The sequence below is a fragment of the Pseudomonadota bacterium genome (genome assembly GCA_034660915.1).
Lineage (GTDB): Bacteria > Desulfobacterota > Anaeroferrophillalia > Anaeroferrophillales > Anaeroferrophillaceae > DQWO01.
This window is the reverse complement of sequence record JAYEKE010000108.1, coordinates 1-13,196: the sequence shown is the minus strand read 5'-3', so window position 1 is coordinate 13,196 and position 13,196 is coordinate 1. Positions and strand designations below refer to the sequence as shown.

General features: G+C 47.4%; 13 protein-coding genes and 1 riboswitch. Of the genes, 2 read left to right on the top strand and 11 right to left on the bottom strand.

The features are described from left to right. Positions 1 to 776 precede the first annotated feature (776 nt). Positions 777 to 1,217, top strand: a complete 441-nt coding sequence (locus U9P07_06745) for a site-specific integrase (GenBank protein ID MEA2109102.1) — start codon at positions 777 to 779, stop codon at positions 1,215 to 1,217. A gap of 56 nt (positions 1,218 to 1,273) precedes the next feature. On the opposite strand, the gene U9P07_06740 is transcribed toward U9P07_06745, so the two are convergent. The 10 genes from U9P07_06740 to U9P07_06695 form a co-directional block, all read right to left on the bottom strand. Then, positions 1,274 to 1,615, bottom strand: coding sequence for a DUF86 domain-containing protein (locus U9P07_06740; GenBank protein MEA2109101.1), 342 nt, complete (start codon positions 1,613 to 1,615; stop codon positions 1,274 to 1,276). Continuing rightward, a complete protein-coding gene (locus tag U9P07_06735) occupies positions 1,612 to 1,911 on the bottom strand; it encodes a nucleotidyltransferase family protein (protein MEA2109100.1) in 300 nt (99 codons plus the stop codon). Before U9P07_06735 ends, U9P07_06740 begins: the two co-directional genes overlap by 4 nt. Before the next feature lie 345 nt (positions 1,912 to 2,256). Then, positions 2,257 to 2,391, bottom strand: coding sequence for a hypothetical protein (locus tag U9P07_06730; protein MEA2109099.1), 135 nt, complete (start codon positions 2,389 to 2,391; stop codon positions 2,257 to 2,259). Continuing rightward, positions 2,381 to 3,232 (bottom strand): alpha/beta hydrolase, encoded by an 852-nt coding sequence (locus tag U9P07_06725; protein MEA2109098.1) that lies wholly within the window; start codon positions 3,230 to 3,232, stop codon positions 2,381 to 2,383. Before U9P07_06725 ends, U9P07_06730 begins: the two co-directional genes overlap by 11 nt. Positions 3,233 to 3,261: 29 nt before the next feature. Then, a complete protein-coding gene (gene ilvA, locus U9P07_06720; GenBank protein MEA2109097.1) occupies positions 3,262 to 4,443 on the bottom strand; it encodes a threonine ammonia-lyase in 1,182 nt (393 codons plus the stop codon). Between the two features lie 39 nt (positions 4,444 to 4,482). Further along, on the bottom strand, positions 4,483 to 4,671 hold the full coding sequence (locus U9P07_06715; GenBank protein MEA2109096.1) for a hypothetical protein: 189 nt from the start codon (positions 4,669 to 4,671) through the stop codon (positions 4,483 to 4,485). Between the two features lie 484 nt (positions 4,672 to 5,155). Further along, positions 5,156 to 5,452, bottom strand: a complete 297-nt coding sequence (locus U9P07_06710) for a hypothetical protein (protein MEA2109095.1) — start codon at positions 5,450 to 5,452, stop codon at positions 5,156 to 5,158. Positions 5,453 to 5,659: 207 nt separating this feature from the next. Next, complete coding sequence (locus tag U9P07_06705; GenBank protein ID MEA2109094.1) at positions 5,660 to 6,835, bottom strand: hypothetical protein; 1,176 nt, start codon at positions 6,833 to 6,835, stop codon at positions 5,660 to 5,662. A gap of 354 nt (positions 6,836 to 7,189) precedes the next feature. Next, the gene (locus tag U9P07_06700; protein ID MEA2109093.1) at positions 7,190 to 10,420 is read right to left on the bottom strand and encodes a C25 family cysteine peptidase; all 3,231 of its coding nucleotides are present in this window, start codon (positions 10,418 to 10,420) and stop codon (positions 7,190 to 7,192) included. Between the two features lie 174 nt (positions 10,421 to 10,594). Beyond that, positions 10,595 to 11,038 (bottom strand): hypothetical protein, encoded by a 444-nt coding sequence (locus U9P07_06695; GenBank protein MEA2109092.1) that lies wholly within the window; start codon positions 11,036 to 11,038, stop codon positions 10,595 to 10,597. A gap of 214 nt (positions 11,039 to 11,252) precedes the next feature. Here U9P07_06695 and U9P07_06690 point away from each other — a divergent pair, with 214 nt between their 5' ends. Further along, the gene (locus U9P07_06690) at positions 11,253 to 11,384 is read left to right on the top strand and encodes a hypothetical protein (GenBank protein MEA2109091.1); all 132 of its coding nucleotides are present in this window, start codon (positions 11,253 to 11,255) and stop codon (positions 11,382 to 11,384) included. A 292-nt stretch (positions 11,385 to 11,676) separates the two neighbouring features. Then, a riboswitch (cyclic di-GMP riboswitch) is annotated at positions 11,677 to 11,792 on the bottom strand. Positions 11,793 to 11,829: 37 nt separating this feature from the next. Here the strand turns inward: U9P07_06690 and U9P07_06685 are convergent. Next, a partial coding sequence (locus U9P07_06685) for a hypothetical protein (GenBank protein MEA2109090.1) occupies positions 11,830 to 13,196 on the bottom strand: 1,367 nt, incomplete at its 5' end.

The following is a 13,196-nucleotide window of genomic DNA, read 5'->3' as shown; positions in this document are numbered from 1 at the left end:
CAATGTTGTGGCAACCTTAACTTTACAACCGAAAGACGCGCTTGAGATTCATCGTAAATAGTTCCTGGATCGTACTGTCTTTATGACATAATCTCTGTTATCATAAAATCAGTATAGTTAGGTATCTTAACCCATGTTTAACATCGATAAAAATATATCCTTTGATATCAATACGTTACAAGCCTAAAAAATTTCCAGTGGCACTACAATCACGTGCAAATTCAGTACGTTGCATATTCCAGTGGCACTACACATGAAAAATGCCAGATTTTTTCTTGAAATCATTAGCTTTTTCGGCCTAAAAACGCCAAAAATCGCCAAATCAACTAAAATCTTGTTAAACATGGGTTAAAACATTATTTTTGTAAAGGAGAAAAGGATGAAAGTTTTACAGGCAGTCGAACATCATCTACAGTATCACCGGGTAAATTCCAAAAAAAAATACCGTTAAGACCTGCGAGTACGTACTGTTTTGCTTTTCTGAAACTTTTGCTGAGCGAGAACTAGAAGAAGTCAACCAGGAAGAGGTTCTCGATTTTCTGATTAAACTCACCAATGGCAACAAACAGTCAACAAAACGCAATCGCTACTCAACTCTTTCGTCTTTCTACAATTTCACAATCAATACAGCTTCTCCGGAACTAACAAATCATTGCGCAACTCCAATTATCAAAAAAATATTCCGACGGGCCACATGTATCCAATGGAAGATCATTGACAAAGAAACCATTGACGAAATTATTTTCAGAACGATGAATACCCGAAACAGGCTAATTATGGAATTGATGGCCAGAGGTGGCATGAGGATTGGAGAAGTTCTTAAGCTGACACCGAATGATATTGACGATCGTAAACTAATCATTCAGGAACCAAAAAGCGGGCGTGAGGAAGAAGTCGTCTTTATCCCTAGAAAACTACTGCTGAGATTGAATGAATACGTAAAAGCTAAGGATCTCAATCCGGTTGAAAGGATTTTCCAAATCTCTTATGTGGCGGCCTGGGCGATGGTAAGAAAGGCTGGTGAAATGGTCGGTGTCAAATTGCGCCCCCATGATTTGAGGAGGCATGCAGCAACTTATGCTTCACGATCCGGTACGCCCCTCGAGATTGTCAGCAAGGTGATTTTAAGACATTCGGATTTATCGACCACTCAGCGATATCTTGGCAAAGTCAATGATGCCGAAGCTATGAGATGGATTGAAAACTTGCATGGCTAAAACAAATAAGGGCGAGAAGTTCCTTTCTCGCCCTTGGGAAATATGTTGTTGCCTTGCTATTTTATGCTTTTTAACAGCATTTCAATCTCAGAGCGCAGAGGAGGCAATTCATCTTTAACAACCGTCCAAACGATACTCAAGTCGACACCGAAATATTGGTGGATAAGTTTGTCTCTCATCCCCGCCATGTATTTCCATGGAATCATTGGGGATTGATTTCGTAAGTGGTCTGGTATTCGTTTGGCGGCTTCACCTATGATTTCAAGACTGCGTATTACCGCATTGATTGTTTTGCGGTCGGCGGCAAAAGTCTCAGAAGAATACCCATGTGTAAATGTAGCTACATCATCGATGGCAGCTAAAATATCTTCAAGGTAATCTTGGTAAACCCGTTTCATAGCATTGCCACTTCATTGAGAATGTGATTACCTATGTGTGGTTTGAGCGCGTTCCTAGTAACCAAATCCACTGTCGTCCCAAGCCATTCACTAAGACGATCTTCAAGCTCTAAAAACTTAAAAAAGCCTAAAGGCTTATCAAAACTAACAAGAATATCTACGTCACTGTTCTCGGTACTTTCGCCTCGAACATAAGAGCCAAAAACTCCAATTTCAATGACACCGTATTCTCGGTTTATTTCTTCGCGGTGCGAATGCAGAATGGCATTGATATCGTTTAACGACTGAGGTCTCATCTACTTATGCCGAGGGTAAAATTTATGCCTGACTTTCTTTTGCTAATAAGAATATCAGTTTAACCTACTAATGGCAACCTCTACCTTTCCGCCAAACTGAGAACTTAAGATATATCGTAATAACTAACCTGATTAGCACTAAAGTTCAGCTAGGTTTACCAGATGAGTTACTTGATGTTATGTAAGATCAAGATCGCCCTCATTTATAGGAACAATGATCATTATGATGCCCGGAATACAGCTTATAACAGGTCCAGCTTGTCGGTACTAATCAGGATAACTAATGGTTGGCGTCCATTACCGCGATACTGCGAGGGTTGAAAAGCCGGTCCAGATTTTTGGTGCTCATCTTTTTCCCTGTCCGAAGATGGCCACAGTCCGTTGTATAACCAGCTGCAGGGTTGTCTGGTAAATTTCGCCGGCCAGGTGAACCGGGTTTTTACCATGTACCAGGTTCGCTCTGACCTCGTTAAGAATCATGGGACAATATACCGCTGCCGCTGGCCGTCGCCAGCCCTTGGAGAAAGGTCTCCAATCCTTTAACATAGTCTGAGCCGGCGGCCAGAAAGCCGGTGTTATGGTCTCCGTCAATGGCCAGAAATGTTTTGGGTTCCCGGGCCGCTGCAAACAGACGCCGGCCATGGGCAAAGGGGACGATTTCATCCCCGTGACTGTGGATGACTAACAGCGGACAGGAAAGATGTTGCAGATGGACCATGACCGGGTAGGAAAAACGGCATAAAGTTCTGGCAGGAAGAAGAGGGTAGAGATCGGCAGCCAGGTCCGGCAGGGAGGTGAAGGCCGATTCTATTATCAACCCTCCTGACTGGTGATGGCGGGCTAGGTGGATGGCCACCGCGGCCCCCAGGGAGCGGCCGAACAGGACGACCTTTTCCGGCGCTACCTGCCTGGTGGCGGTCAAGTAATTCCAGGCGGCGCCGGCATCGTTATAGGTTCCTGCTTCGGAAGGTTTCCCCTCACTGTGACCGTAACCGCGGTAATCAAAGATCAACGATGAGTATCCCAGCCGGTAAAAAATGGCCAGGGTATCTAGGCGGTGCGAAATATTGCCAGCATTACCATGACAGAAGAGAATGGTGCCGCGTTCTTCAGGGGAAGAGATCAGCCAGGCGGCGATGGTGACGCCGTCGGTGGTGGTCAAGGTCACCGGCTCATAAGGCAGGCTGGCGTCGGCCGGGGTGGCGAGTAAAGAGCGTTCCGGGAAATAGAGAAGCTTTTCCTGGGCGAACCAGAGATAAAGGATGAACAGCAGGCAGATAACTGCCGTGCCGCCGATGAGCTGCCAGAGAGATTGTCCCATGTTTTTCCGCATTCCGTTGCAGGTGGTGACTAGTGATGAATGATAGTGTATCCCTGTTTTTGGCATGCTTTGGCAATGGCCTGGGCGTGAGCGGCACCACGGGTTTCCATGGTCAACGTCACCCGACTACAGCCAAAGGGCAGCTTGGGGTTTAGGCGCTCATGGTGGACATCGAGGATAGTGCCCCGCTGGGCGGCAATGATGCCGCTGACCGCATGCAGACTGCCGGGGTGATCTTCGATTTCAAGAGTGAGAATGGTTATTCTGCCGCTTGCTGCCAGCCCTTGGCGAATAATGCGGTCCATCAGGGTGAAGTCAATATTGCCGCCGCTGGCCACCAGCACCACCCGGCGGCCGGAGAAGCCCTGGCTGCCCTGCAGGAGAGCGGCCAGCGGCACGGCTCCAGCGCCTTCAACAACCAGTTTTTTCCGTTCCATAAATAGTAGCACGGCCTCGGCAATCCGGTGTTCATCAACGGTGACCATATCGTCAACCAGCTGATTGATGATGGTTGCTGTCTGTTTCCCCACCTGACCGACGGCTATGCCGTCCGCCAGGGTTGGTGACGGTTTTTGAGTCGTGATGGTCCCGGTTTTAAAGCTGAGCGCCGCGGATGGTGCGGCTTTCGACTGCACGCCGATGACTTTGGTGGCGGGAGAAAGTTTTTTCACCGCGCTGGCGATGCCGGCGATCAGACCGCCGCCGCCCACCGGTACCAGGATGGTGTCAAGACGGTCTATTTGTCGGCAGATCTCCAGGCCGATGGTCCCCTGGCCGGCCATTATCTGCAGATCGTCAAAGGGATGAATAAAATGCATCGGTTGCCGGCGGGCATACTCCAGGGCCTCAGCCAGCGTGGCCCCGTGAAGCACCACCGTGGCGCCGTAGCTGCGGGTCGCTTCTTCCTTGTTCAGGGCGACCGATTCCGGCATGACGATGGTTGCCTGTTTGCCCAGTTGATCGGCGGCAAAGGCCACTGCCTGGGCATGGTTGCCCATGGAGGCGGCGATCACTTGGTTTGTTTGCAGCTGGATGAGCTTATTGAAGGCTCCCCGGACTTTGAAAGAGCCGGTTTTCTGCAGGTTTTCCGCTTTCAGGAAAACGTCGGCCCCGCTCATGCGGCTAAAAGAACGGGAATGGATAAGCGGTGTCTGGCGGATGTGGGGACGGAGGCGTTCAGCCGCTGCCTGAATGGCGGTGATGGTCAGCATGGCTCCCTCGACATCGAGCCAGTCGATGATGAGGAAACACTACATCCTCTCACGGCGCAGGTTATGGATGTCATGCTTTAGGGAAGCCAACTCATTCTCAAGGTTGCTAATGGCATTTGCAAGATTAGCAAGGCCATTATAGAGGTTGTATTTTTCAGGGTCATTTTCGGGATGTGCAAAGTTGGCAAGGTTTTCTTCAAAACATTGTCTGGCAGTATGCGATGACATAATGACCTCCTTTGTCAAGCGAGTATTAATGGGGTCTGACCCCTATTATTCTGCTATTATTCCTGCAATTTGTAAGCATAGAACGATAAATTGTCTATGTGTTTTATTAGACCATGGCAAGATGGATCATCGCATTTAATGCTTCCTTGCATCATGTTAGAATGGTTCTCTGCGGAGGACACACTTACTGCAGGTAGACTACAAGACAATGCCAGGACCATTGCGGTGAGAATAATTGCCTTGCTAGGCATTAGAGTGCAACAGAAGGCCAAGTTTATCCGTGGTTGTTTTATGCTCATATGGTGAAATATAGCTAATGGTAGGATTGAAGTCAAATAGTGGTGGTGTGCAATGCCTCTGACAATCTCAACTTTACCGGCCAGTCAGCCAACTTAAGCTTCATCGTAAATCTATCATAAGAATATCGATAGCATTCAACATTCTAAAGAGGTTTAGAATCATCTTACGAAGGTTTATTCTTCAACTAATAGCCAAATCGTATTCGTATAGTTTCTTTGCCTTCTCCTTGAGCTGTATAAATATTTGCTTTTACGGTTCCAGAGCTCAAGCCGTACGTATCTGCAAGACTGCCGGTGCCATTGCTTATTGAGCCATACCATGCAAACAAAACATCTCCCGTGGTTGTGGTAGTGCTACTGCCTGAACTGATTCCCATGCCAGTTACTTCAAAAGTTCCCACTCCGGTAATGGAATTTACTACCTGCATAAAAAGAGTACCATATTCTTCTGTCAAACGCATGGGCGGGCTGACATGCATCATGGTAGCTGAAGCAGTTCCTATTTTTGTGCCGTCTAAAGTGATTTTCCCTGTAGCATGGAATCCAGATATCGAAATATGTCAATGAAATTGAGACACCTTGTTCAATAATTTAATGTAGCATTGGGATAGAATTTCCATCTGTTTCAATGCTGTATTTTTCACCGACCATTTCAGGTAGGCCACTTCCTTCCGGAATGCGCTGTAGAGTTATTTCAGCCGGTCCATCGCCTTGTTTATTATTCGAACCAGGTCCTGACCTGCCAAACGAGTGCCATCATATGTCTTGCCTATAATCGTCATCATGAGTTCTCCTGGCGGTTCCTTTGTAAGAGTAACTGGATACAGGTCTCTCATGCTAAACTTAAGAACGATATCTAACAAACCATCTTCATTGACATCCTCGTACGCATAACGCAATGGATGAGCTCCATCGTCAACCCCAGGGGGCAAGGTTATGCCAGGCCAGGTAAGGAATAAAGTGCTTGGGTCAACCACCATAATATCGAAGCTTTCGGTACCCAAAACGGCGACCGGGAGTACTCCTTTGCTGTTTACATTGATTGGATTGCAGGCGCTGCAAGGCTTGATGTCGATATCAATAATAGTCGCACCGCAAGGTCCTGGCCATTTTTGTACGTTGTCAACCGCCAGGGAGAAATCTTGTCCGGTGTAACGGTTGTCCTCGAGCCGTGCGGTAACCCGGAACGTGAACCGGTCTGGAAGCCAAGGGAAGAAAGAAGTGCTCACCTCCATCGATGCATGCAGCCAGCCACGAAGAGCTGTGCTTTCTCTGAGGGAAAGCGGTCCGACTGCCGTCGGGGTGAACATCATTGGATCAAAAACTACACTCGAAACAGTTCCCAATACGAAGTCATTTACTTGAAGCCGGCCAATTATTTTCCCTGATATATCGATGTAGTCAATGGTAACCACTCCGGACATTTTTACACTGTAGGGCTCTTGCTCTACGAGTACGAAGTCCAACTCTACCCGGTCGAAGCCTGAGCAGGTTGCATCCTCCGTGCCATCCGAGATCGCTGGCAAGGGAACATGGAAGTCCAGTTCGACACAGTGGTTCTTTGAGAGGGTAAAGAGCTGGTCCAGGTAGGCGAAGTTGTTGAAAGATGGATTCGTGCATGACTGGTCACCAATAGGACCTTCCCCCACCTCAAGTGTCGCCATGTAATTCCCGTTTTCCAGGGCAGGGGACACGGAGTAGTTTTGCGTTCCGCCGGTCATCCATCCTGAAAGGTCGCCGTTCTCGAAGTCGCCGTTCATCAACTGAGAGTTCACTGGCAACTGAGCTTGAACGGCCATGGGCAGTGCGAGCCAAAACAAAATCATGAGAAAGACGAAGGAACTTTTGACATAGATTCTTTTCATTTTTTCCTCCCCTTTAAGTGGTCTAAGGACGGCAAAAACTGTTTTTTCCGTGTTGTTATTTAGACTATGGTGGTCCCTAAAATTTGGACAATGTGTTAAGCCCTAAATCCTTCCTAATGAAATTCCCAGAGCTTATTTATATGATCAGGCTGTCCAAACAATAGGGGCCACCCCATTTTGACGGTTTCGCATGTCGAGGTCAGACTCCCGCTCATTTCCGCTGACCATTTTGGCCGCTTCCGAAGCGCCCGCCGCAAAACCGCTTAGAACCTGGCCTCGACAAAATTTCAAAACTAAGGACCTCTCAATTTTGACTTGACCTCTCTTTGTAGCGTGATTAAATTGCAACAGCAATTACAAGCCTTTAAGATATTCAAGATAGGCCACTAAATCATCGATTTTCATGCAGAGTTCAGCTTGTACAGCATCATCAATGATCCAATCGTCCCCAGGCTTTCCGTCCACTTGGCCGTCCATCTTGGAGCGAAGGTTGCTCAACAAGTACTGGATAGCCCCCTCATATGCTTCTGTATCGAACATGTAATCAAGTGCCGCAATCATATTAGCGATGGCGTTTTTACGCTTATCAGCATTGTTCTTGAAAACAATGCTTGGCAGGCTTTGGATGTAATCGTTGATGTCGTGCTTTGCGCCCACTTCGTCGACGACCACCAGTTCCATCGTGTCTGTTCCCTTACCGCCGTCGTCATCCGTTACTTCGACGGTCACCGTGTAGCTTCCTGGAGTCATGTACGTATGGTCAGCGGTTGTCGTTCCAGTGGCATCAGGTTCCTCGTTTTCCTCGATGACCGTGCCGGTGACAACAGTGCTGTCGCCAAAATCCCAGGAAGATATATGGGTGTCGAGACAACCAGGATCGGTAAAGCTTCCATTGTAATGCAGGTTATGAACGACCGGGAGAATGAACTGGGGATTTGGCTGATCCAAAGAATCTAAACTAATAGTAGGTGCCACATTGTTGATCGTAACTGGTGTAGTTGTCTCATCAGTCAATCCGAGTGGGTCGCGGACTTCCAGTTTGGCCAGACCACTGAAATCATCACACCAGGTATAGGACGCCATCGGATTGGCCGACCAGGCGGTATCCCAAGTGCCGTTGTTGTCGAAGTCCCAACGGTATTTGAGGGAAGCTCCTTCAGGATCAGAAGAGGCACTGGCATCGAAGCTAACAGCCGTCCCCTCATCAGCCGTGTACGGCCCATTCGCATCGGCCACTGGAGGTGAGTCCGCGACAGTTTTCAGCAGGTAGCAGTCCGGATCACCGTAAAGGTTGTAATCAGTCGAGTTCATTCCCACATCGGGAACCGCGCCTTTGGTCAGATAGAGAGCAACACCCGCCGGTTTTGGAATGCCGTCATTCATGATTTTCTTCGTGTAGAAGTAGGCAAAGTTGTGGTTTTTCGCGGAAGTGGCGCTGAAGGTCCAGGCTCCATGGGAGTCCCAGGAAACTCGCGAGGCCGATACGGTGGCAATGGCTCCCTCTCGGAGCAGCGCGTAACCGAGGTTGTTGCTGTTTTCAGGATAGCCATTCAGACAAGAAGCCTGGAAAGTGAAGGCCGGCATTGAGTCATCCAGATTTCCCGTCAAACTAGAGTCGAAAATGTCCCCTGCACCTTCTGAAGAGCCGTGAGTTGTCCAGGTAACGATTCCGTAACCGTTGACCCACTCATTCATGACGTTGTTCTTCGTGCAGGGCCAGAGTTCAGGGGTGGGAGGGGCATAATCGTCATCATAGATACGGTAGGTGGCGAAACCAGCTGCTGACGCGTAATCATTCCGGATGCCTTCGCCGAGATGGTACGAGGGGGTATCATCCCACAGCGGTTTCATCGGTAAAAGGATCGATTCTCTCCAGCTGATATCACCTGGATCTGTTTCATATTCGATTATCTTGCCAAGAATTCCATCCAGATGATCATAATTATCGTTGTAGACTGGAATTCTGCCCACGAAAACTTCCGCGCCGCTGTCGGGCCCGCCTGTTCCCCGGTCTCCCTGGGCCCAGACAAAGTTGATGACTTTATCCTTCCTGGTAAGTGAGGTGCCGGTAAAGTCCGAATTGTTGTAGTAAGTCCCGGTCAGACCGCCGACGCTATCGGAATTATCATAAAGATGGGTTTCTGGTATGATTTGGTCAGGAACGTAGTGAGCATGGCCCTTTGTTACGGTGGTTCTCCAGAAAAGTTGAATGATTCCATCGCCAGTATTTTCCCGGAACTCCACTGTAATGTTGTGCTTTCCGGCCGTCATGGCTTGGGTTGCATAGTCATTTGCCGGAAGATGTTCCGTCCAGTTGTTGATAATCGGTGATCCATCAACATACAGGCGCACGCCATCGTCGCTAAAGGTATGAAATTCGTAGTTCTCATTGTAATCACACTGCAGTTTCCCGGTCCATAGAACGGAAAAAGTATTTTCCCCGATAGAAGGATGCGGGCTGCGCTCATTCGTAAAGTCGAGCGTTTCACCAAAATACTGATCACCATCGAGATCCCAATTGCCTGTCAGGTCAGCGTAGAAATAGTCCGTTGGCGATTCACGGTATTCGTGTGCGGTGTAGCGGGGCCAGCACATTTTCATCGGGACGTCACCGACCGTATCCCCAGGATTGTTTGGATCATCCGGATTCGGGTCGCCAACCAAGAGGACATAGTTAATCCCCAGCGCCAGGTAATTATTCTTCAGCCACTGGCGGATTTTTTCTGCTGTTCCATTGGGTGCCTGGCCGGCTAAGGATCCGTACTGACTCTCCGTTACGATCAGAACGTTGTGACCATACAGTTCTTTAAGATAGACGAAATCATCGAGCCGATCGCTATTCGACAGAATGTCTTCGGTCGTGATGATGACATAGTCATAACTGCCGTTGCTCATCGGCTCATACAATGAATCTTCGCCATAAAGGACCGGGGAGGAAGAGTCATAGGAAATCGTTACGATCATGCTCTTGACATGAGTCAATTCCCCTTGAACTGGATTGTAGAGAAAGGGCCGGTATGAGAAGACGACAAAACTGGCATTCTGAAAGGAATCTCCGGGCAGTCCGGGAAACTGCTGGAGCAGCGGCCCTGGAGCAAGCGGAACCTTGCGCTGTGATACCATGAGCAGCTCCGCGGGTTCTTCGGGGTAATTTGCATCTTGGTTATAAACGAAGGTATTTCTTCCTTCGACAATGCTCTTTTCAGTGCCCCAGTCCAGCGCGTCAGGGTCATATTCTCCCGGACTCGTGTCCTGAACAGGGCCCAAGGGTGGAACGGGAATCATAGTGATTCCAGGCAATACCTCTGACTGGACAACTTCAAAATTAAGTTCAACGTTTGAAGGGTCAACATCTGCAGGAAGCTGGAACTCGAAAATTCGATGGGGCAGTGCCGGATCACCAGCTGAACCGATAAGGGAATAGGCCGGATCCAGCATCCTAATTTCGTGCAAACCTTGACTGTTTTCAACGATTTCGTATTCTCCGGAAGAGATTTCGTAGGTTGTCTGCTGGGCCGAAAGCAGGGGAGGGAACAGTAGAAGAACGGCCAAAATGCTGATTAATGAACATACTGATTGTTTCATTTTCAACCTCCCTTTTTGAATGGTCTGAACTGTAGACAGTTGTTTTGTTTGTCAGGAATACCTCAATCAGGTTGCTGACATGATCGGCCAAGATTATGGACGGAGAGAAGGTATAACGCCTCCTCTTTCCGGCCAAAGGGGTTTAGAATCATCTTACGAAGGTTCATTATTCTACTAATAGCCAAATCGTATTCGTATAGTTTCTTTACCTTCTCCTTGACCGGTATAAACATTCCCAATCACGACTCCAGAACTCAAGCCGTACGTATCTGCAAGACTGTCGGTGCCATTGCTTATTGAACCATACCACGCTAGCAAAACATCTCCCGTGGTTGTGGTAGTGCTACTGCCTGAACTGATTCCTATGCCAGTTACTTCAAAAGTTCCCACTCCGGTAATGGAATTTACTACCTGCATAAAAAGAGTATCATATTCTTCTGTCAAACGCATGGGCGGGCTGACATGCATTATGGTAGCTGATGCAGTCCCTATCTTTGTGCCGTCTAAAGTGACATCCCCTGTCGCATGGAATCCAGATATCCAATTTGGATCACCCTTATGACCACTCATAAAAATGGGGGTCATTGAAGTAAAGGTTTTTCCCAGGACCAATTCCATCTCACCGGCAGCATATGCTCCCTGAATCAAAAAAACTGACAGTAAAAGAAGATGCTTAGAGAAATAGTTTTTTTCGAAATCATTGAGTCCTCCTTTTATTATGTTATAATTATGGTGTCCTCAGAAATTCCTCATCTGGCAGAACAAATACTTTTCTCAGCTGGTTGAAATTATGAAAATAAACTGTGGAGATTAACTTTTCTTCCTGGCCCTGATGCCGACAAACCCTGGTAAGCTGAACCCCATCTTCCGTGGGCATATCGTCAATTACATCTATCGTGAAAGCAGTACAGCTCATAACCTCTACAGTGTTGGGGTTAAAATCAACCATGATGATGGTTATTAATGGAACCGGGATACAAAATGTCAGCAGCAAAAAAAAGATTAAGCTGAGCCTGGTTTTTTCATATATTCCCTCCTTTCTGTATGTGGTCGAAGATGGAATGCTACGGATTCACTCATGAATGAATCCGGCGGGTTGCTATTCTTCTGTCATGGAATATATGAAAATTGTTCATAATGTTTACTGTCTGCGTTGCCACGTTTGTTTGGGCATACAAATACCACCGCCGGATATTGGCCAGTGTACAGAGACAAAAAAACCGACCTGCCTTTTTAGTAACATTGTTGATGTTACCGTAGGCAGCCCGGCTGTCTAGTAACTGAGGTGATTTAAATAATCCCGCTCAGAAGGAACTTGCTCCGACCCGTGGCTTTCCGCCCCCGCCTCTCGACAGGTATGGCCTTTCTCGGCGTGTCTTTCATTAAGAATAACTAAAAAGTCTTGAATGTCAACAACTAAAAGTTAAAAAGATTTCTTCTTCATTCTCCTCCGAGCAAATCAGATTAGAAACAGGGATTTCAACTGTACGCACATTCTTGGTAGGATCCCCATAATCTATTCCAGACCATGCAAAATCAGCGAGCATCTCTCCTTTTTCATTATTTATTTTCACCCGGGTTGTTCCAAGGTGACCCCTCCCGATATCAAAGCTGAGTGTACCTTGAGGATCATCAAAGGCCAAACAAATATCAAATATCATCTCAGCTGTTTTCCCAGACTCAGCAGTGGCCAATGGCTGGATTATTAGAAACTTGCTGCCATCAAATTTTCCATCAGTCACCCAAGGACTCAGTGAGATTATTTCCGGCCTTAGGAAAATACCTCCTTTAGTCGGCGTAACCGTAGTCCAATCTGATGTGGTAGAAATTGTCATCTTGAAGCGACATGTTCTAGGCCAGTTCCAACTAAGATACTGATCAACCCATTTGCTTGTGAGATTTAGATATCCACTGGGACCTAAGTCTCCGTAGTTTTTATAACTATAGTCCAGTCCGTTTGACATTCCAACTGCCGCAGGCTCTATTTGGCTCCCTTCGTGCCACTCATTGAAGGATGTAATGGTCACCATGAACGGTTCCACATAAGCACCCAGAGCCGCCAGCCATTGTTGGCTATAAGTGTTACCATTTTCACGTGGAATAAATGTGGATTCTGGATAGCCTATCCTCCTGGCGGAATTTCCTGGTATAACACTTGGAACATATAATGAATCTCCGGGAAGGCTGAGAGCCCAGGAAAAACCTCCACTATCCTCCAAATGCAATGTTATGTAGTTGTAGAGACCGTCAAAGTGGCTTTGGTTAATCCATTTAGAATCCGTCGAATTGGCTATTACCAGGCCCCCATTAGATGAACCATGAATAGTATCAACTGCATTTTTCCAATAATCAGGGGCAACACTAACACCAAAGCCAGGCTCATCACTGTCTTGGCTCCCAATGGCCCAAACAAAAGATACTCCTTTGGGACGATCTTCCTGGCTCCAACGGGTGGACGCGTTAGAACGATAGAATGCTGGGTGATTTCCATAATTTGAATAAAGGTAGTTGATATCGCTGATCAGGCTGCTTTCGGTACGCCCTTGATACGGTTCTATGTGGAAGGCAACTTTAATACCGTACTTTTGAGCAGTCTCTAACAGAAGAGGCACCACTTTGTCTTCCCTGGATCCTTGACCCCACCAAGAGGTAATAATGACCCCCACTTTTGAATCTCGCAACCAGGAAAGATGCTGTGAAACTACTGCCGGATCCGAAGAGCTGTAAGCCCCAAGAACAGGGTAGTAATCACTGGTGATATCAAGGGGAGGGTAGA